General features: G+C 41.4%; 14 protein-coding genes and 1 pseudogene. 8 read left to right on the top strand and 7 right to left on the bottom strand.

The window, feature by feature from the left end; all coding sequences use genetic code 11:
- Position 1: 1 nt before the first annotated feature.
- From cydC to trxB, 3 genes are all read right to left on the bottom strand, one after another.
- Positions 2-1,750, bottom strand: coding sequence for a heme ABC transporter ATP-binding protein/permease CydC (cydC, locus tag EAE92_RS09785; protein ID WP_214067948.1), 1,749 nt, complete (start codon positions 1,748-1,750; stop codon positions 2-4).
- A gap of 2 nt (positions 1,751-1,752) precedes the next feature.
- A complete protein-coding gene (gene cydD / locus EAE92_RS09790; RefSeq protein ID WP_214067949.1) occupies positions 1,753-3,522 on the bottom strand; it encodes a heme ABC transporter permease/ATP-binding protein CydD in 1,770 nt (589 codons plus the stop codon).
- A gap of 134 nt (positions 3,523-3,656) precedes the next feature.
- Entirely contained in the window at positions 3,657-4,616 is a 960-nt protein-coding gene (gene trxB / locus EAE92_RS09795) for a thioredoxin-disulfide reductase (protein WP_214067950.1), read from the bottom strand.
- 500 nt (positions 4,617-5,116) lie between these two features.
- Here trxB and lrp point away from each other — a divergent pair, with 500 nt between their 5' ends.
- The 5 genes from lrp (at position 5,117) to serS (ending at position 12,674) form a co-directional block, all read left to right on the top strand.
- Positions 5,117-5,611, top strand: coding sequence for a leucine-responsive transcriptional regulator Lrp (gene lrp / locus EAE92_RS09800; RefSeq protein ID WP_011145896.1), 495 nt, complete (start codon positions 5,117-5,119; stop codon positions 5,609-5,611).
- Positions 5,612-5,758: 147 nt separating this feature from the next.
- Entirely contained in the window at positions 5,759-9,112 is a 3,354-nt protein-coding gene (locus tag EAE92_RS09805; RefSeq protein ID WP_214067951.1) for a DNA translocase FtsK 4TM domain-containing protein, read from the top strand.
- Between the two features lie 78 nt (positions 9,113-9,190).
- Positions 9,191-9,802 carry an outer membrane lipoprotein periplasmic chaperone LolA gene (lolA, locus tag EAE92_RS09810; RefSeq protein ID WP_214067952.1) on the top strand — a complete coding sequence of 204 codons (612 nt, stop codon included), beginning with the start codon at positions 9,191-9,193 and terminating at the stop codon, positions 9,800-9,802.
- 7 nt (positions 9,803-9,809) lie between these two features.
- A complete protein-coding gene (locus EAE92_RS09815) occupies positions 9,810-11,153 on the top strand; it encodes a replication-associated recombination protein A (RefSeq protein WP_214067953.1) in 1,344 nt (447 codons plus the stop codon).
- 231 nt (positions 11,154-11,384) lie between these two features.
- Complete coding sequence (gene serS / locus EAE92_RS09820; RefSeq protein WP_214067954.1) at positions 11,385-12,674, top strand: serine--tRNA ligase; 1,290 nt, start codon at positions 11,385-11,387, stop codon at positions 12,672-12,674.
- 117 nt (positions 12,675-12,791) lie between these two features.
- Here the strand turns inward: serS and EAE92_RS09825 are convergent, their stop codons facing one another.
- The 3 genes from EAE92_RS09825 to EAE92_RS09835 form a co-directional block, all read right to left on the bottom strand.
- The gene (locus EAE92_RS09825; protein ID WP_214067955.1) at positions 12,792-13,592 is read right to left on the bottom strand and encodes a BPSS1780 family membrane protein; all 801 of its coding nucleotides are present in this window, start codon (positions 13,590-13,592) and stop codon (positions 12,792-12,794) included.
- Positions 13,593-14,832: 1,240 nt separating this feature from the next.
- A complete protein-coding gene (locus tag EAE92_RS09830; protein ID WP_246545114.1) occupies positions 14,833-15,612 on the bottom strand; it encodes a BPSS1780 family membrane protein in 780 nt (259 codons plus the stop codon).
- Between the two features lie 1,602 nt (positions 15,613-17,214).
- On the bottom strand, positions 17,215-18,012 hold the full coding sequence (locus EAE92_RS09835; protein ID WP_246545115.1) for a BPSS1780 family membrane protein: 798 nt from the start codon (positions 18,010-18,012) through the stop codon (positions 17,215-17,217).
- A gap of 372 nt (positions 18,013-18,384) precedes the next feature.
- Here EAE92_RS09835 and EAE92_RS09840 point away from each other — a divergent pair, with 372 nt between their 5' ends.
- A complete protein-coding gene (locus EAE92_RS09840) occupies positions 18,385-18,864 on the top strand; it encodes an Hcp family type VI secretion system effector (RefSeq protein WP_036806741.1) in 480 nt (159 codons plus the stop codon).
- Between the two features lie 345 nt (positions 18,865-19,209).
- On the opposite strand, the gene EAE92_RS09845 is transcribed toward EAE92_RS09840, so the two are convergent.
- Positions 19,210-20,055, bottom strand: coding sequence for a DUF4225 domain-containing protein (locus tag EAE92_RS09845; RefSeq protein ID WP_214067956.1), 846 nt, complete (start codon positions 20,053-20,055; stop codon positions 19,210-19,212).
- A gap of 492 nt (positions 20,056-20,547) precedes the next feature.
- Here EAE92_RS09845 and EAE92_RS09850 point away from each other — a divergent pair, with 492 nt between their 5' ends.
- A complete protein-coding gene (locus EAE92_RS09850) occupies positions 20,548-21,549 on the top strand; it encodes an Rpn family recombination-promoting nuclease/putative transposase (RefSeq protein ID WP_214067957.1) in 1,002 nt (333 codons plus the stop codon).
- A 117-nt stretch (positions 21,550-21,666) separates the two neighbouring features.
- Positions 21,667-21,975 (top strand): annotated as a pseudogene (locus EAE92_RS09855) (ISNCY family transposase); the annotation flags it as partial.
- Positions 21,976-22,056 lie beyond the last annotated feature (81 nt).

The following is a 22,056-nucleotide window of genomic DNA, read 5'->3' on the forward strand; positions in this document are numbered from 1 at the left end:
GTTACTGCTCCGGTTCAAGACGAATCTGATGTTGCCGTTGATGAAATTGATAATAGCGACCTTGCTGGGTCAGTAATTCATCATGTTGCCCTTGTTCAATAATGGTGCCGCCATCCATGACGTAAATACGATCCATATGATCAAGTCCGTACAGACGGTGGGTGACAATAATTAATGATTTATGCTGACAATGTTGACGCAGTAGAGACAGAATTTGCTGTTCAGTGTCCGCATCCAGCCCTTCAGTAGGTTCATCCAGCAGCATCAATGGAGCCGAGTGCAATAACGCTCTGGCAATTCCCAAGCGGCGCTGTTCACCACCTGACAACTGACGACCACCTTCGCCCATCCAGCAGTTTAGCCCTGCGTCGGTTTCCAGTAGATTGCTTAAACCTACCTGTTTCAGCACAGTTTCCAGTTCATTATCGGCTGCGTTTGGTTTTGCCAGTAATAAATTCTGACGCAAAGTATGACTGAACACATGCACTCGTTGTGGAACAACCGATATCATACTGCGCAGAGTGGATTCGTCATAAGCAGTAATGGGCTGTTGATTCAGACAGATTGTGCCTGAATTAACATCCCAGGCCCGGGTCAGTAATTGTAGTAAGGTAGATTTACCACAACCGGTTTTGCCTAACAGCGCGATATGTTCTCCCGCTTTCAAGCAGAGAGAAATGTTTTTCAGGACGGCTATTGGCTGATCAGGATAGGTGAAACTGATATTTTTGATATCAATGCTGGCTTGTGCCGAACTTTCCGGCCCTGATGCAGGAAATGTAATTTCCGGTTCTTGTTGCATCAATTGAGAAACATGGGTTGCAGAGGTAATGACTTGCCCTAGATGTTGGAATGCAACCGTGACAGGCCCCAGGCTTTCAAACGCGGCAAGAGAACAGAAGACAAACAGTGCGATTAATGCCCCTGGCTGGCTGTTTCCCCCTACGCCGTTAGCAGCCAGCCATAAGATCAATGTGACAGTCATACCGGTGGCGAAAATCATGATTGCCTGTGACAAACCGGTCAGATTGGCTTGCTGTTGTTGACGTCTTAACCAACGTGACTCAATATCAGCCATTGACTTGCGGAAACGGCCAACAGCGCCAAATACCATCAATTCAGCTTGCCCTTGTAGCGCCGCTGTGAGTTGGGCGCGGTATTGACCACGCAGAATAGTCAGATCGCGGCCGACGGATTTACCTGCGTTATAAAATACCAATGGCAACAGGATCAACAGCGCCAGCATAATACCGCCAAGAGTATAGGCTAGTGAGAGATCCAGAAAACCAAGGCCGAAAGTGAGAACGATGATAACGATAAAAGCTGATAATATCGGTGAAATCACCCGTAAATAGAGATGATCCAATGTTTCAACATCAGCGACTAACCGGTTTAATAATTCGCCCTGACGAAAACGAGCCATTCCTCCCGGTGAAAGCGGCAAAATTTTCTGAAAGGCAAAAACTCGTAAATGTGCCAGTACCCGGAAAGTGGCGTCATGGCTAACCAACCGTTCAGCATAGCGCCCGGCAGTTCGAAGAATGGCAGAGCCACGAACACCCGCGGCCGGTAGCATATAGTTGAATGTATAACCGGCAAAACCTGCTAGTGCCGCGCCTGCGAGGAACCAGCCAGAGAGGGTCAGTAAACTTATACTGGCGAGTAGCGTAACAACGGCCAGAACCATACCTAAACTGATAAGAAACCAATGACGGCGATAGAGCGCCAGAAAAGGAAGCAATACCCGCATAATTACAGCTCCTCACTTCGATGGGATAACAGACGGGTGAACACCCCTTGAGATTGACTTAGCGTCTGGTAATCTCCCTGTTCAATGATTAACCCCTTTTCCATGACCCAAATCTGATCATATTCCAGAGTTTCTTCTAATTGATGAGTAACTAGCAGAGTCGTCTGGTGATGAGATGCCTGGTTGAGTGTTTCCATAACCCGTTGTTCGCTATGCGCATCCAGGCTGGCGGCAGGTTCATCCAGTAATAACAACTGACAGGGCTTCAATAGGGCACGGGCAACCGCGACACGTTGGGCCTGACCAACGGATAATCGTGCTGCATTATCACCGATAATGGTATTCAGCCCATCGGGTAAATCATGAATGAATTCGGTGACGTATGCTTGCTCCATAACCTGATGGATTTGTTGTTGATTGGCATTAGGCTGGTTTAGACGAATATTATCAAGCAAAGTTTGCTCGGGCAGATGTGGATTTTGCCCAACCCAACTCAGTTGGTTACGCCATCTCTGTAGATCCAACTCACGCAGCTCAGCGCCATTAATTTGTATTGAGCCACGATAGGGCAGGAACCCTAACAGTAAATTCAACAGGGAGCTTTTACCTGCTCCGCTTGGACCAACTAATGCCACCCGCTGATTTTTCTCTATAGTAAAATTCAACGGGCCAGCAAGCCGGTTGCCGTCATGGGCCAGAATTTCCAGATTATTAGCAATGATGGTTAATGAATCTTGAGGATTTAGCGTCTTATCACCACCGGTAGGTTCATGTTCGCCATCACTGCTCAATAAAGTCACTAATGCTTCTGCGGCGCCAACCGCTTGTGCTTTGGCGTGATAGTAAGTGCCCAGATCGCGCAATGGTTGGAAAAATTCCGGCGCGAGGGTTAACACCAGAAAACCGGCAAACAGGGTCACGCCCATCCTGTAACTGCCAAAATTAAGTTCCCCCAGATAGGAGAAACCGAAATAGACAGCGACAATGGCAATAGAAATGGCAGCAAAGAATTCCAGCACCGCGGAAGAAAGGAATGCTAATCTCAGCACTTCCATCGTCCTGCGACGGAAGTTTTCGGTGGATTCGCTGATTTGTTGTGCTTCTGCATTGCCGCGATAAAACAGGCGCAGCGTTTCCAGCCCGCGTAGTCGATCCAGGAAATTACCACTTAACCGCCCTAGCGCGACAAAATTACGCCGATTAGCGTCTGCGGCGCCTAAACCAACCAGCGCCATAAACAGGGGAATCAGCGGAGCCGTCGCGAATAAAATTAGCCCGGCAGCCCAGTTAACAGGGAATAGGGTGATCAGGATAAGAATAGGGATCATGACGGCAAGAGACATCTGCGGCAGATAGCGGGAGTAATAATCCTGCATATCTTCTATCTGCTCAAGGATAATGGTCGCCCAGCTACCGGCTGGTTTGCCTTTAACCCACACCGGGCCAAGTTGTTCCAGCTTATCCAATACCATAGCGCGGATTTTCTGACGTACAACCTTGCCACAGATAAAACCGATCCGTTCCCGAATAGCGCTGATGATTGCCCGTAGAGCAAAGGTGGCCGCTAACAACCAAAATTCATTCGAGATGTACTCGCGCGGAAGGTTATCCATGATTAAAGCTTGCAAAATTGAGGCAAGTAACCAGGCTTGAGTGATAATCAGCAATCCACTGATTAAGCCGAGTAACATGGACAGGCGGAGCCAACGTTGGGCCGGGGCGCTTTGCTGTTTCAGCCAGCGAACCAATTCGTACTGTCTTGTTTTGTCCATAGAAAAAAATTCTAATCTAGCAGGTGAGGGTAATGGTGTACCAAAAGGCTGGACATATCCTATGTGTCAGCATCCTGCCGATATGTTACATGTTAAAAGGCGCTACCGAAATAGCGCCTTGAAAGAAAAAGAATTTATCCAGCGGCTAGCCCATCCAGGAAACGTTCTGCGTCAAGGGCTGCCATACAACCTGTACCGGCGGACGTAATTGCCTGACGGTAGGTATGGTCCATGACGTCACCGGCGGCGAATACACCGGGAATGGAAGTCTGAGTGGCGTTACCTTGCAAACCGGATTGAACCTTGATGTAACCATTATCCAGATCTAATTGGCCTTCAAAGATAGCGGTATTGGGAGTATGGCCGATAGCAATGAATGTGCCGGTAACCGCTAATTCTTCTGTAGCGTCACTTTTGGTATCGCGTAGGCGAACACCGGTAACGCCCATATCATCACCGAGTACTTCATCCAGAATACGATCGGTGTGCAGGATGATATTGCCATTTTTTACTTTATCCATCAGGCGACCGATTAGGATCTTCTCTGAACGGAAAGTATCGCGGCGATGAATTAGGTGAACTTCTGCTGCAATATTTGCCAGATATAAGGCTTCTTCCACGGCGGTGTTACCGCCGCCGACAACGGCGACTTTCTGGTTACGGTAAAAGAAACCATCACAGGTTGCACAGGCTGAAATACCACGTCCTTTGAATGCCTCTTCAGAAGGTAAACCTAAATAACGGGCAGAAGCGCCTGTTGCGATAATCAGTGCGTCACAGGTATATTCTTGTTCATCACCATAAAGGCGTAAAGGTCGGTTTTGCAGATCAACTTTTTGAATATGGTCAGAAATGATTTCGGTTTGGAATTTTTCAGCATGTTGATGCATGCGTTCCATTAACCCTGGGCCGGTCAGACCTTCAGGGTCACCAGGCCAGTTTTCGACCTCGGTGGTGGTAGTCAACTGACCGCCTTTTTCAACCCCGGTAATAAGAACCGGATTTAAATTTGCTCGGGCAGCGTAAACCGCGGCGGTATAGCCTGCTGGACCGGAGCCAAGAATAATGAGTTTGTGGTGTTTGGCGGCGCTCATGAATACCTCATTTCCATTTATCACCTAATCGAATATCGAGGGATTGTAGGAGAAATAGGAGGGTAAAAAAAGCTAAAAGACTCATGTTACTAACGATTTTACCGATAGATATTAACTAATAATGACTTTAACCTGAGAAAAGTGTTCTTTTAGTGCTGTTTGTATTTCATTTGTTCGTTTTCAATTAATGGTAGACTATCGAAACGATTAACTGAAAATTTGTTCCACAGGTTGTTCTGATTTTTGCTCATTTACTTTGACAATCGGCTGTGCATTTGCGAAAACATCACTGTAAGAGATAATTATCCACCTCGCTAAATTCGTTTCTATAAAAATCGACATGCGGATAATCCTCTTTTGTGTAGCATTAAAAAAATGGCCTGTGAGTTGCTTTACGCTGATAGAGCGAGGCTTTAACTTTAAGACATCTTTTCCAACTCAAACTCAGAGAGATAGGGGAAAATGTTATGGGTGTAGGAAAATAAAGAGAGATCAACAAGATGATAGATAATAAAAAACGTCCGGGAAAAGATCTTGATCGCATAGATCGTAATATCCTAAATGAGCTACAAAAAGATGGGCGAATTTCTAACGTAGAACTGTCCAAACGGGTAGGTTTGTCTCCAACTCCGTGCCTGGAGCGTGTTCGTCGTCTGGAACGTCAAGGGTTTATTACTGGATACACGGCATTGCTGAATCCTCACTATTTGGATGCGTCTTTGCTGGTATTTGTTGAAATTACTTTAAACCGCGGCGCTCCAGATGTTTTTGAACAATTCAATGCTGCGGTACAAAAATTGGAAGAGATTCAGGAATGTCACTTGGTTTCCGGTGATTTCGACTATCTGTTAAAAACCCGTGTACCAGACATGTCAGCTTATCGTAAGTTGCTGGGCGAAACTTTATTGCGTTTGCCAGGTGTTAATGACACCCGCACATATGTTGTAATGGAAGAAGTTAAGCAGAGCAACCGTCTGGTCATTAAGACGCGCTAAAATCTTACCAAAAATGTACAGGTGCAAAACTGGAAAAACTTAGGTACACTCCTGTTTATGCATACAGTTTCAACGCTGAGCTATCTCGGCGTTGTTCCGTTAAATCAATTGTTCCGTTAAATCAACAGGAAACCTAGAGAGCCTTTCTTGAGCCAGGAATATACAGAAGATAAAAATATTAAGTTAAAGAGACTGAGTAGTGGGCGCAGGCTGTTAGAAGCTGTGTTGCTTGTTATTGTTATCCTGGCGGCTTATTTGATGGTCGCGCTTGTCAGTTTTAACCCTTCTGATCCCAGTTGGTCTCAGACTGCATGGCATGAACCGGTGCATAATTTGGGTGGCGGGGTTGGCGCATGGTTGGCCGATACGCTGTTTTCTGCATTTGGTATTCTAGCTTATGCCATTCCCCCGGTGATGATATTGGGTTGCTGGACGGCTTTTAAGCAACATGATGACAGAGAATATGTCGATTTCTTCGCGTTGGCTTTGCGCGTTATTGGCGCACTGGCAATTGTCTTGACTTCATGTGGATTAGCGGCACTGAATGTTGACGATCTCCATTACTTTGCTTCCGGTGGGATTATTGGCAGCCTGTTTAGCAGCGCAATGTTGCCCTGGTTTAATGAATTGGGCGCGACTTTAGTCTTGCTGTGTATTTGGGCGATTGGGTTTACGTTATTTACTGGCTGGTCATGGTTAACTATTGCTGAAAAAACAGGGGCGGTGATTCTGGGAGCAATAGGATTTATTACCAACCGCAGCCGTAATGAACAAGAATATACGCCATATGATGAAACGGCTATTGCGCGGGAAGCTCTCGCCTATGATAAAACAGAACCTGAATTGACAACGGCTGATATTGATCATGATGATGTGCTATTTACAGCACCGTCAGCCGCAGAATTAGCAAAAGCTGAACTGGATGAACCAGAATCAGTGAAAACAGAAATCGAACAAGAACAACTAACAGACATTCCTACCATTAATATGGCTGATATTGATGCTGAACCTGAAATTCCGGTCAATACATCTGACGATGATGTTGAACAGCCTCAGACATTAGTGGAAGAGAGTGAAAAGAATAATAACGACGACCCTGTTCGTTATATGTTTGAAACTCCTGCTGAGTACCATTTTGAACCTATATCTGAACTTAACCGTCAAGCGACGCCAACATTTGAATCCGTCGAAAATAGCCAAAATAGTAGTGAGACTTTCACTTTTATGCCTGAAACAGAACTAAAAAATACAGAGCAAAAAAGTGTTATAGCAGCAACCGCCGCAACGGTTATAACGGGTAACTCTCAGGTTAAACAAGGAATCGGGCCGGAACTACCTCGTCCTAATCCCGTCCGTATTCCAACCCGCCGTGAATTGTATGGCATCAAAGTTCCTTCACAACGTCTTGCAGAACAGCAGCGTGAAGAAGAGGTCAAACAGCAAGTAGATGGATCGGATGATGATATTGATGTTGATGAACAGCAAGAAGCGTTGCTGCGTCAGCAGTTTCTTGAACAACAGCGCGAGCGTTATCATATTACGACGGATACAGAAAAACAGGTCTCAATTCAGCCTCAAATAAGACAGAATTTATTTGAGCCGGAAAATCGGCCTTCGGTGGAAGAACAGGCTCAAACAGCGACAGAGATTGTTAAACAGACAGTTGAGCAGTCGCAACATAAGCGTTATCAAGAGCAAAGTCACCAAGAGAAAAAAGAGTTCTCGGCTCTGGAGAGTTTATCGATTTTAAATAACTTCTCGCCGGTTGAAGATTTAGTTGAAAAGGAGCCAACAGAGCCGCTGTTTATGCCTTCTGTTCAATCCGCGCCGAAAAATCAATCAGAACGGCCCACAGAAATTGCTTTTGCGCCAGCACCTGTACACAATGTCGCGCAGCAACCGCAGCAACCGCAGCAACCGCAGCAACCGCAGCAACCGCAGCAACCGCAGCAACCGCAGCAAAATAGCTTATTTCATCCATTTTTGGTTCGTAACGATCAACCGTTGCCAAAACCAACGACACCAATGCCTTCGCTCGAGCTGCTAACCAGTCCTTTAGCAGAAGAAGAACCCGTTGATATGTTTGCCCTTGAGCAAACGTCCCGTTTGATTGAAGCGCGTCTGAGTGATTATCGAGTTAAAGCTGATGTCGTGGGCTTTTCACCCGGTCCGGTGATTACCCGGTTTGAACTGGATTTGGCTCCGGGTGTTAAAGCAGCACGTATTTCCAATTTATCAAGAGACTTAGCACGTTCTCTATCCGCGGTCGCTGTGCGTATTGTTGAAGTGATCCCGGGTAAACCTTATGTTGGTTTGGAATTGCCGAATAAAAAACGCCAGACGGTCTATTTGCGTGAAGTATTGGATTGTGAAAAATTCCGCGATAATCCATCGCCGCTAACCATTGTGTTGGGTAAAGATATTGGTGGTCAGCCGGTTGTCGCTGATTTAGGTAAAATGCCGCACTTGCTGGTGGCGGGTACAACCGGTTCGGGTAAATCTGTTGGCGTCAACGCCATGATCCTCAGCATTCTCTATAAAGCGAAACCAGAGGATGTGCGCTTTATTATGATTGACCCGAAAATGTTGGAGCTATCGGTTTATGAGGGCATTCCGCATCTGTTAACCGAAGTTGTTACCGATATGAAAGATGCTGCTAATGCACTGCGCTGGTGCGTTGGTGAAATGGAGCGCCGTTATAAACTGATGTCCGCGTTAGGGGTGCGTAATCTGGCGGGTTATAACGAAAAGGTTAAACAGGCGGAAGAGATGGGGCGCCCAATCCCTCACCCATTCTGGAAGCCCGGTGACAGCATGGATATTACTCATCCAGTACTGAAAAAAGAGCCATACATCGTTGTCATGGTCGATGAATTTGCTGACTTAATGATGACCGTCGGCAAAAAAGTCGAAGAGCTGATTGCCCGATTAGCACAGAAAGCGCGTGCTGCCGGTATCCATCTGGTTCTGGCGACTCAGCGTCCATCGGTCGATATAATTACCGGCCTGATTAAAGCGAATATTCCGACGCGTATTGCCTTTACGGTTTCCAGCAAAATTGATTCCCGCACCATCCTTGATCAAGGCGGCGCTGAATCCCTATTAGGCATGGGGGATATGCTTTATCTGGCGCCAAACTCCTCGATTCCAGTGCGTGTTCACGGCGCCTTTGTTCGGGATCAGGAAGTTCATGAAGTGGTGAATGATTGGAAAGCCCGTGGTCGTCCAGAGTATATTGACAGCATTCTCAGTGGTGGTGATGATACTGAGGGTGGCTTAGGTTTTGACAGTGATGAAGAGCTAGACGCTCTGTTTGATCAGGCGGTGCAATTCGTGACGGAGAAACGACGAGTTTCGATTTCTGGTGTCCAGCGTCAATTCCGTATTGGTTATAACCGAGCGGCGCGTATTGTGGAACAGATGGAAGCGCAACAGATTGTCAGTGCTCCAGGTCATAATGGCAATCGTGAAGTATTGGCCCCGCCGCCACATGAGAGCTGATAGTAAGTAAATATTGAGCGTTGAAGACCCTGATAATAAATCACTTTAAGTAATAACGTTGAGAAAGGTATCTCTTACATGAAAAAGCTGATATTGATTGGTTGTTTAATGGCTGGCATGAATATCAATGCGGCATGGGCGAATGCTAGCCAGAATTTGCAGGAACGTTTGGGTAAAGTAAACAGTTTTCATGCCAGCTTTACTCAGACAGTCACCAGTGATGATGGGGCAACAATTCAGGAAGGTGAAGGGCAATTGTGGGTTAAGCGTCCAAACCTATTTAACTGGCATATGACATCGCCTGATGAAAGCGTCTTGGTATCGGATGGTAAAACGTTGTGGTTTTATAATCCGTTTGTTGAACAGGTAACGGCCAATTGGCTGAAAGATGCCACAGGCAACACGCCGTTTATGTTAATTACTCGTAACGATGCTAAAGATTGGTCTCAATATAAAATTAGCCAGCAAGGAAATGATTTTGAACTGACGCCGAATAATGTCGCTGGCAATCTGAAACGCTTCTCGATTACCGTCACGACGGATGGCACTATCCAAAAATTTTCTGCCATAGAACAGGATGGACAAAAGAGTGCTTATCAATTAAAAGGGCAGCAAAATACCCATGTGGATGCGGCAAAGTTCAGTTTTACGCTACCGAAAGGCGTTACGCTGGATGATCAGCGCCAGTGAGGTTTAAGTGAATAACCTGTCACTCGATTTTTCACAAAATGAATTCCAGCCGTTGGCCGCGCGTATGCGGCCGATGACATTAGAGCAATATATCGGCCAGCAGCATTTACTGGCAGAAGGAAAACCACTTCCAAGGGCTATCCGGGCTGGACAACTTCACTCCATGATTTTATGGGGGCCGCCGGGGACAGGCAAAACAACATTAGCTGAAATTATTGGGCATTATGCTCAAGCTGATGTTGAACGGATATCTGCGGTCACTTCCGGCATCAAAGAGATACGTGAATCGATTGAAAAGGCGCGTCAGAACCGGAATGCAGGGCGTAGAACTATCCTGTTTGTTGATGAAGTACATCGTTTTAACAAAAGCCAACAGGATGCTTTTCTGCCACACATTGAAGATGGCACGATCACCTTTATCGGTGCGACAACAGAAAACCCCTCTTTTGAACTGAATTCCGCATTACTTTCACGGGCACGGGTCTATCTGCTTAAGTCATTGACAACAGAAGAGATTGAGCAGGTGCTTGATCAAGCAATGAATGATCAAGAGCGCGGTTATCACGGTCAGAATATTGTTTTGCCTGAAAATACCCGTCACATGATTGCGGAACTGGTTTCCGGCGATGCCCGTCGTTCATTGAATTTGCTGGAAATGATGGCGGATATGGTAGAAACCAATGCTCAGGGGCAGAGGGTTTTGACACCGGCGCTATTGAAAGAGGTCAGTGGAGAGCGAAGCGCTCGTTTTGATAATAAAGGTGATCGTTATTACGATTTGATTTCAGCTCTGCATAAATCCGTTCGTGGTTCTGCGCCTGACGCTGCGCTTTACTGGTATGCTCGGATCATTACCGCCGGTGGTGATCCGTTATATGTTGCCCGCCGTTTATTGGCTATTGCTTCCGAAGATGTTGGTAATGCCGATCCTCGGGGAATGCAGGTAGCCATTGCGGCGTGGGATTGTTTTACGCGTGTTGGGCCGGCAGAAGGTGAAAGAGCGATTGCTCAAGCTATTGTTTACCTTGCCTGTGCGCCGAAAAGTAACGCGGTTTATACCGCGTTTAAAGCAGCGATGGCTGATGCGAAGGAAAAACCTGATTATGATGTTCCCGTCCATTTGCGCAATGCGCCGACAACATTGATGAAAGGGATGGGGCTTGGCGAAGAATATCGTTATGCTCATGACGAACCTAATGCTTACGCGGCGGGTGAAGTTTATTTTCCACCTGAGATGCGAGAAAGACGCTATTATCATCCGGCTAACCGAGGGTTAGAAAGTAAAATAGGCGATAAACTCGCCTGGCTTGCTGAACAGGATCAAAATAGCCCGATAAAACGCTATCGCTAACGTTATTGTTGCGGTAAGGTTGACGGGTAAAAATACCTTATGGCCCATCAACTTGTGTGGGCTTATTCATATCATCTATACCCTATGGATTTCAAGATGCATCGCGACGGCAAGGGAGCGAATCCCCGGGAGCATAGATAACTATGTGACCGGGGTGAGTGAGTGCAGCCAACAAAGAGGCAACTTGAAAGATAGCGGGTATAACTTAATAACGACAAGCACAGGACTAGCATGCTCGATCCAAACATACTGCGTAATGAGCTAGGCGCAGTCGCCGAAAAACTGGCTCGCAGGGGCTATACCCTTGACGTGGATACGTTGCGCAAACAAGAAGAGCGCCGTAAAGTTTTACAAGTTGAAACTGAAACCCTGCAAGCAGAACGTAATTCCCGATCGAAAGCTATTGGTGCGGCAAAAGCCCGTGGTGAAGATATTGATCCACTGCGTCAGGAAGTGAACCAGTTAGGTGAAAAGTTGGATACAGCGAAAGCCGAACTGGAAAAACTTCAAGCTGAAATCCGTGATTTGGCTTTAAGTATCCCTAACGTTCCAGATGACTCTGTACCGGTAGGTAAAGATGAAAATGATAATTTGGAAGTGAGCCGTTGGGGTGAGCCACGTAAATATGATTTTGAGATTCAAGATCATGTTTCATTAGGTGAGTTGACCAATGGTCTGGACTTTGCCGCCGCAGTTAAACTAACGGGTTCGCGTTTTGTGGTGATGAAAGGGCAAATTGCTCGTCTGCATCGGGCCTTAGCGCAATTTATGCTAAACCTTCACACAGAACAGCATGGCTATTTGGAAACTTATGTTCCCTATCTGGTTAACCATGAAACCTTATATGGTACGGGCCAATTGCCGAAATTTGGTGAAGACCTTTTCCATACCAAACCGTTGGAAGAAGAGGCGGAAAGTCATTATGCGTTGATTCCGACCGCTGAAGTTCCGATAACCAACTTGGTTCGTGGTGACATTCTGGATGAAAGTGAACTACCACTAAAAATGACTGCTCATACTCCTTGTTTCCGTTCAGAAGCGGGGTCTTATGGTCGTGACACCCGTGGTCTGATCCGGATGCATCAGTTTGATAAAGTTGAACTGGTTCAGATTGTTCATCCTGATGAATCAATGAATGCACTGGAATCGTTGACAGGTCACGCAGAGAAAGTACTGCAATTACTGAATCTGCCCTATCGTAAAGTCTTATTGTGTACCGGTGATATGGGTTTTAGCGCATGTAAAACTTATGATTTGGAAGTATGGTTACCGGCTCAGAACACATATCGCGAAATCTCCTCCTGCTCTAACATGTGGGATTTCCAGGCGCGCCGTATGCAAGCACGTTTCCGCGGTAAAGAGGATAAGAAAACTCAATTACTTCATACCCTGAATGGCTCTGGTTTGGCTGTAGGCCGTACTCTGGTTGCCATTATGGAAAACTATCAGCAAGCCGATGGTCGCATTGAAATCCCCGAAGTATTGCGTCCATATATGGGTGGTTTGGAATATATTGGTTAATTATCGTATTAATGAAAAGCGCCAGATTTGGCGCTTTTTGCTGTCTATTTGATTAATTACAAATTTACTGAGAATAAAATTACTGGATTCAGTAAATAATAGATGTATCTTTATCTTTTAATTAACTAAAGTCGATGATTTCTCTTTACCGATAAAAATGCTACGGTAAGAGGAGTAATAGCTGGCGAAATATATGGGTATAGAGACTAAAAGGCCCAAGCCTAAAGTCACTATAGAAAGCACCATCATTAACCCAAAGATACTAAAGAATAATAAACCGGGCAATAAATTCTTCTTCACTGCCTCCAGGCTCATTGATACGGCAGCACCAAATTTTAAATCATGAAGAACGATTAACGCTGGTGCAAACCAGGTTAAAGCAGCAGCAATAATGCTGAAGATGAACAGAATAAAGAAACTAAGAAATAATGGGGACAAATCACCTAGGAATATGTCAACAGGAATTTCACCAGATTGACTTGCTAAGATGATATTAATCACTGCACTACCGCCGGTAATAAACATTGCTATGATACCAAGGATCATAATACCAAACGATAAAGCGCCAACGCCAAGTAGTGACGCAAAGTTTTTCTGAAATCCGCTGAATAACAGCCCGAATTCAAATTCTCCGGTAGTTCTCTGTTTTTCACACAGAGCAATAACGCCTCCGGCCAGTACTGAACCTAAAATCCCTGTAAATATCCCAAGGAAAGGAATAAGCTGTAAACCAGATATGATAATGAAATAAATGATACTAAGTAGTATCCACATACCCAATTTACGTTTGACGAGACTCCATGCTTGACTAATCCATTCCATACCTTCTGTGCTACTGAGGGATTGACCACCAGGGATAAATACCTCTTGATTGTTGGGTATAGTGTTGGAATTAAAATTTAGGCTCTTATTATCCATGTATTTTCCAATTTCATTATTAACTTGTAATTTATTAAATCGCTTTTTCTGTCTGAGTTTTCAAAGTTACAGTCAGCCGTAAAAAGCTGGCAAGTATAATATATTAAATTTATTAATCAACAAGTACTAAATAGGAGTAATTACCTAATGGGCGTGGTGGATTTATAAGCAATGTGTTGCTGTGTGTGTTTTAACTTGTTCGAGTGGTTTTATACTTACCTAAATAATTAAGTTATTTAGGTAATATATTGTGGTTTCTATCATGTAAATTAATTAATATTTATATTTCAATGCCGATTTTCCATTATAGATTATTTAACTGGTTTATAAAAAAATTTTTTCTTGTGGTTGAAAATATCATTAAAGTTGGTTGTTTTGGGAATGGTTAACCTATTTGCATCCTGATAAGCCTTCTTCATGGAATATAAGCATTAATAAATTCAATTTTTGTTTTTCATTTTTCACCGATAGCTTTATGATAGGCCGATTTTAAACCTGTTATTAAAAACCATTGTTTTAACTTCTGATTTTAATCGGTATAAGGTTTTAACGGTTGTTTTTACCACGCTTGATACCTGCTTTGTATTTAGTTTAATGTTGAGTATTTAAGATATCGCGGTTATTGCATAATAAACGCCATATAATAATGCTATGAGTAACAGGATGCGTATATTTAGTTAAATCCGTTTTTTGTATAAAAGTTTTAACTCCTTTATATTTGTGCTTTTAAATGATCATGGTAGGTTAGTTAAATGTAAAAATCGCTGATAAATGCATTAAAGTTATGGTTTTTAAAAAATTCTTATAACCGTGAAAAATATTTTGTTTAAACAAGTTTTCTTAATGTAGTTACCTGACGTTTTACCACTTTGTTAACCAGTTTAAATCCCGTTTTTCCTGATGTTTTTTCTTCTAATATCAGTATAGCATCGGATTTTTTATCCATTTTAAAAAATCCTTAATCACTGTTTTTTACCTTTCATGGTTAACGCTTTTACCTGTTTTTTGTGAAAAGAGTGCTAAAAAGCATTTGCTTTATGTTCTGGGGTGAAAGTGTAAATAAATCAGGTTTAATCGGGAAAATGGCAGGAGTTTTCTCATCATAAAAAAACAAACTTTGTTTGAAGTAGTAGGGTTTCTCAATGATTTCAAGGTTAAATAGCGCTTTTTTGTCTTCGTTATGATTTGCTGAAAATAAAGTGGTTATTTTCAGCAAATAGTAGATATATCTTTTAGCTAATTAAAGTGTGGATGATTTATTCTTATCGATAAAAATGCTACGGTAGGATGAATAATAACTGACTATAAGTACCGGCATAGAGATGAGAAAACCTAAACCAAAAGTCATTACCGAAATTATGAAAATGACTGTCAAGGTGATGAAGAATAACAAACCGGGCAGTAGGTTTTTTTCCACAGCCTTCAGGCTCATTGACATGGCAGCACCAAATTTCAAATTATGAATAACGATTAATGCTGGTGCAAACCAGGTTAAAGCAGTACCAAAGATGTTAAAAATAATCAGAACAAAAGCACCAAGGTATAATGAAGAGAGATCATTTTCGAATATATCAACAGGGATCTCGCCATCTTGGCTATCTAACAATATCTGATCCATTGTACTACCGCTGATAATAAGCATTGTGATAATGCCAAACGATAAAGCACCAACGCCAAGCAGTGATGCAAAGTTTTTCTGAAATCCGCTGAATAACAATCCTAGTTTGAATTGCCCAGTAGTTCTTTGTTTTTCACACATGGTAATAATACCGCCAAGAAATACTGAACTAAAAATTCCATAAAGTATCCCAAGGAAAGGAATAAATTGGATAGCTATTGTAATGATGCAATAAATAATACCGAGTAGTATCCACATGCTTAACTTATTTCTGACGAGCCACCATGATTGACCAATCCATTTTATGCCTTCACCGCTACTGAGGTACTGACCACCAGGAATAAATACCTCCTGATTGTTGGATATAGTGTTGGAATTAAAATTTAGATTCTTATTATCCATGTATTTTCCAATTTAATTATCGATTTGTAGTTTATTAAATTGCTTTTTCTGTCTGTACTTTGAAAGTCACGGTCGGACGTAAAAAGCTGGTAAGTATATTATATTAATTTTATTAACCAACAAGTACTAAATAGGAGTAATTAGCCAATAAAGTGGTAGGTTTATAAGCAATGTTTTGCTGTTTATTTTTTTAACTTGACAAAATGGTTTTATTATTACTTAAATAACTAAGTTATCTCTGTGATATATTTAATGTTATTTTATAGAACTTAATTAATATCTATATTTTCAATGCCGGTTTTTCATTGTCGATTATTTAACTGGTTATGAAAAAATTTACTCTTGTGGTTGAAAACGCTATTAAAATCGTTTCTTTTGGAAAAACAGATTGTTTAATTAACCTATTAATGTCATTATCTTATTGGTTATATAAGTATTAATAAAAAAGTTGTTGTTTTCACTGATAAGCTTTATTAAAAGAAGGTTTTATGCTGTTATTAAAAACCATTGTTTTAACTTTAGGTTTTAATTGGCATAAGGTTTTAACCATTTTTAACCATTTTTAACCATTTTTAACCATTTTTAACCATTTTTAACCATTTTTAACCATTTTTAACAGCTGCTTTTCATTAAACTTAATCATTATGAAACATCATATTTTACGTTTAACCAACATTAATCATACTTTTTTATCTTTACTGGCTCTGTTTTACCTTTATCTTATCTTGATAAATCAGCCAGTAAATAGCCTGATGATATAAAGATATCCCTTTATGTTTTCTCGAATAATTCCTCCCTTTTTCAGCGTTTAAATCCCGACACATTAACGGTTTTATCCGTTTTTTATTAAGTTATTTTTATGGTTTGCTGCATAAAATAATGGTGAGAAAACACTTTAATATTAATTTATTTGGATAATATTCCTTTGTATGCTGATTTCTTTTCAGTTCTTTATTAATGGTTAATAGATTTCGATTAAGTGTAATTAGTTGCTTTTATAAAAAATTGCACTATAGTTAAATATTCCTGCCACATAAAAACCTTAATCTCTCTGTGTTCGTGCTTTTAAATGGTTATGGCAAGTTAAATAAATATAAAATGATCGGGGGGATAAAATCGTCGATAAATGCATTAAACACGACGGGGAATAAGCTGTTTTTAGCGCCTGTACTTTTTTAAAATCTGGCATTAATGGTATTAAAATCAATGCTTATTTCTTTAATAGCTTTTAATCTTTTTAAATTTTTTTATGTTAATCTGGTAATCTAAGGATTCTTTTAATGATTTATCTGATCTTTCGAAAGCGTATTACGGCTATGTAAAATCTTTTGTTTAAGCAAGTTTACTTAATGCGGGATTTGTCGTTTTGCCACTTTATTAATCAATTTAAACCTTGTTTTTCCTGGTGTTTTTTCTTCCAATATCAGTATAACTTCGAATTTTTTACTCGTTTTAAATGATTGATGCTTTGTGGTAAAAATTCAACCTATAATGGCAATCAAACGGGGTTAAGAGGGAAAAATGGCAGGAGTTTTCCCATCATAAAAAAACAAACCTCGTTTTAAATAGCGAGGCTTGCCAACCTAAATATTTTTTAGTCGATTAAAATGTTGATGATTTCTCTTTACCGATAAAAATGCTGCGATAGGAGGAATAATAACTAACTAAAAGTATTGGTATAGAGATGAGAAAACCTAAACCAAAAGTCATTACCGAGATTATGAAGATGATCGCGGAGGTGATAAAGAATAATAAACCGGGTAATAGATTCTTTCTCACTGCGGCTAAACTCATTGATATGGCAGCATCAAATTTCAGATTATGGATGACAATTAGCGCTGGCGCAAACCAAGTCAATGCGGCATTCACAATTAAGAAAACCATCAGAATAAAGAGACTAAGAAGTAATGAAGATAGGCCATTTTCAAGCATTTCGGCTGAGATTTCACCATGTTGAACGGCGAATAGGATATGAAGTACGGCACTACCACCGCCCATAAACAGTGCGATAACACCGAGGAGTATGATACCAAACGTTAAAGCGCCAACGCCGAGCAGTGACGCAAAGTTTTTCTGGAATCCGTTGAATAACAGCCCCAGTTCGAATTCTCCGGTAGTTCTCTGTTTTTCGCACACAGCAATTATACCGCCGATAAATACTGGGTTCAAAAGCCCGGCAAATATTCCAATAAAAGGAATAAGCGCGAAACTAGCTATACATATAGAATAGATAATATAGAGTAGTATCCACATGCCCCATTTATCCTTGGCGAGTTGCCATGCTTGACCAATCCATTTCACACCTTCTGTGCTACTGAGGGACTGACCATCAGGAATAAATATTTCCTGACTGTCGTCAGGCATAACATTGGAGTTTGAGTTTAGATTTTGATTGTCCATATAATTTTCCAATTAAGTTTGTTGATTCATAATATTTTAAATCGCTTTTTTGGCTGCACCTCGGAAGATGCAGTCAGATTGAGAGATTAGGTAAACATATTATATTAATTCCATTATTCAACAAGTGTTAAATATAAGTGACGACCAGAAAATATAAATAATTCCCTACAAATTGTTGCTAATTGTTTTTAATTGTATCAAATTGATAATAATTGTAACAAAGTGTTTCAATGTTAACTGATGGCTGAATTTAATTAACTTCTAACCCATATGATCGGAATAATTTTAATTCCATCGGGTGTTTTTTTCTGTAGAATGGAAATCCCTACTAATAGCTAGTAGTTGGCATTTTAACGTTAAGAAGGAGCACATATGTCAGATTTAATCTATTTAACCTTAAAGGGCCGTAAGCAGGGATTGATATCGGCAGGTTGTTCATCGATAGATTCAATAGGAAATAAAGGTCAGTTAGATCGTACAGATCAGATATTCATATATAACCTTAATCACTCTTTAACTTGGGATCAGTATGCCAGGCACCATCCGATAACATTTAAAAAACCTGTTGATAAATCGTCACCGCTTTTGGGAATAGCGATGTCAGAAAATGAAATATTGGACGGTATCTTTGATATTTACAGAGCGAGTCAATTCGGGATTCAGGAATTGTATTACACTATAAAGGTAATTGAGGCGACGATAGTTGATTTAGCTGTTTATCACCCCCATTCGATAACACATGCTGGCGCACAGCCGCAGGAAACGATATCTTTACGTTATAAGAGTATCACATGGACTCATCATATAGCAGGGACAAGTGCTTATAGTATTTGGGATGATCGCGTTTATTAATTTATTTGCCGGTAAAATAGTGTTATTTTACCGGCAAAATTACCATTTGTTTTTCCTATAGTGCCTGCTGTGTGCGATCATAAATGTGATATTACATAATATGGCTAGTACAATAGAACTATAAAATACAAAATCATCATATGAAGTAGGCACGCTAAAAAATGGAATGCATCCGGTATGAAAAACATGTAGATGGAAAAGATCAGATGCCATCATAAGTAATATAGCTAATAAATTAACATAAACATCATAGGGAGTTAGGAGTTTTTTAAAAGCAATGTATAGAGGATAAAGTGCAAGTAAAGAAAAAATAACGTATAAATAATCAACCATCCTCTTCTCCCTTTAATATGATCTATATTGTCCATAAACGGTATTCATGTCCCCTAAGACTTCAAGAGTTATTTCTTTATAACTCATAGTTTCCATACCTAGTCGTTTTAAGCTAACAAGTAGATCAGCATTAATATACCGATACAATCGTTGACTATCTGGTTCAAGTTTGTAGCCAAGTAGTCCATTAATAGACATTCCAACATCAATCGATGTATATATCACATCAGCATTGCGCTTATCCATTCCAAAAACTTTTTCTCCAACCCCTTCATAGATGAATTTAACTGGCCCAGTATAGCTTTCGCGATAAAGGATATAATAACCACTTTCAACAATATTATTGAAGCCATGAGCCATCAATGGTGCTCCAAGTGCTGCTCCAACACCGCTATCAATAGCAAGAAATCCACCAATGAGTTGTATACTGCCAGATACAAATCCAATCCATGAGACAATCAAATTAACTGTCTCATTATTCCTACTTTTAGCATTTTCACTGTTTACCTTTTTCTTTACAACAATGGCTTGCCTTACACTCTTTTGAGAAAGCATTGCATCTTGCTCTTCTAATGATCGGATTTCTTCGTCTAATAAAGCTATTGCTTCAGAGATTGAGATCTCCCCGGTATTTATCTTTGATGTGTTTTCTTGGCAATAGGCCATGACTTCACCGATAAAATGGTCTTTGGCCAGACTCCATTTTACATATTTATCGGCAACTCGGTTCATAAGCATCATCAACTCATTTTGTTTATCCATTTGAATTTTTAGGAGTTTTCTTTCTTCATTGGTACTGTTATCCAAGTATCCTCTAGCCGAAGGATTTCTTTCGTAAAATTCATCTAAAGCATCCATAATGAGTAACCTGTTTCTTTGAAATTTAGTTTAACATAGCGTTATGTACTAAAAGTATACAGTTGAAATTATAAGTCAAGGTTTATTTTTACTTGTAAGGATACTTTTTTAGCGTGTTTTAGGACGTAGGATTATTAGAAAAATTCATTATAAATTTTCTTCAATGAAAATACTAATTTCTTTATTTATTTTCTGGATGTATTTTTGCATTTAAGAAAAGTATGATGTAATTATTTTTCTATAAATTAATGCTTTGATTTTTTTCGATGTTTGATAAGCTTATTATTATTAGCGTTGTTGTGAATATAATGTTTCCTCGTTTTTTCTTTTCTGATATTTGATTCTTTAGGCTCTTATATTAATGCACTCGATAAAGACCTGCCTGAGAAAATATGGCAAGATGTTTTTGGTAACTTGGTTGCGGGTTTTCCAGCGAGATTATAGCTTTGATAATAAGTGGCGATGACTAACTGATAAGACAGAGAAACGATTGTGGTAAAGAAAGAAAAACAACGGCCTCATCATGATGCATTATTTAAACATTTTTTAACGCGGCCCGAAACGGCCAGAGAATTTTTATCCCTTTATCTGCCCGAAGAGATCCAGTCGTTGTGTGATTTAGCCACATTGAAACTGGAACCCGGCAGTTTTGTGGACCAGCATTTGCGTCAACTGCACAGTGATGTGCTGTACTCGGTTGAAACGGCTCGGGGACAAGGCTATATCTATTGCCTGATTGAGCATCAGTCCACCCCTGACCCATTGATGGCCTGGCGGCTGATGTATTATGCCATGTCAGCAATGGCGGCTCACCTGAAAAAAGGCCATACTGAACTCCCTTTGGTAGCGCCTCTGCTGTTTTATCATGGTGAGGTTCGACCGTATCCTTACTCAAACCGGTGGCTGGATTGTTTTACACTTCCCGAACAGGCTGCCCGCTTATACCGTCAGGCGTTTCCGTTGGTGGACGTCAGTGCGCTCAGCGATGAAGAGATCCTGACGCATAAAGGGGTTGCCCTGATGGAGCTGGTGCAAAAACACATCCGCTGCCGGGACATGCTGGAATGGGTCCCCCAATTGGTGGAACTCCTGAATGGAGGGTATAATACAACTGAGCAGCGCAATGTGGTGTTACGCTATATTTTACTGAATGGACATACGCTGGATCTCTCCCAATTTGTCCATCAACTGATTGAACAATCTCCGGAGCATGAAACGATGTTGATGACTATTGCAGAACAGCTTGAACAAAAAGGGCGCGAGCAAGGCCGAATAGAGGGCCGAATAGAAGGTCGAACAGAAGGTCGAACAGAAGGCCGAGTTGAAGGTAGAAAGGAAGGTCGGGCTGAAGGTCGAGTTGAGGGCCGAGTTGAAGGTAGGGAGGAAGGTAAACTGGAAACGGCTTGTGCCTTATTACGGCATGGCGTGAGTTTGGACATTATTGTCACCAGTACCGGGCTGAGCCGGGATAAAATTGAAGCGTTAAAGCATTAAATTAATCTTCTCTTTCACAACAAAATGCCGATATTCAAGATCGGCATTTTTGTTCTTATTCAGGATGATGGCTATACAGAGGACTTTTACGTTTGCTAGGTGAAGCTGAAACATGCCAGACTGGAACAACAATCTCCGGAGCATGAAACGATGTTGATGACTATTGCAGAACAGCTTGAACAAAAAGGGCGCGAGCAAGGCCGAATAGAGGGCCGAATAGAGGGTCGAACAGAAGGTCGAACAGAAGGCCGAGTTGAAGGTAGAAAGGAAGGTCGGGCTGAAGGTCGAGTTGAGGGCCGAGTTGAAGGTAGGGAGGAAGGTAAACTGGAAACGGCTTGTGCCTTATTACGGCATGGCGTGAGTTTGGACATTATTGTCACCAGTACTGGGCTGAGCCGGGATAAAATTGAAGCGTTAAAGCATTAAATTAATCTTCTCTTTCACAACAAAATGCCGATATTCAAGATCGGCATTTTTGTTCTTATTCAGGATGATGGCTATATAAGT

Origin of the sequence: Photorhabdus hainanensis (assembly GCF_018448965.1) — a bacterium.
Classification (GTDB): domain Bacteria; phylum Pseudomonadota; class Gammaproteobacteria; order Enterobacterales; family Enterobacteriaceae; genus Photorhabdus; species Photorhabdus akhurstii.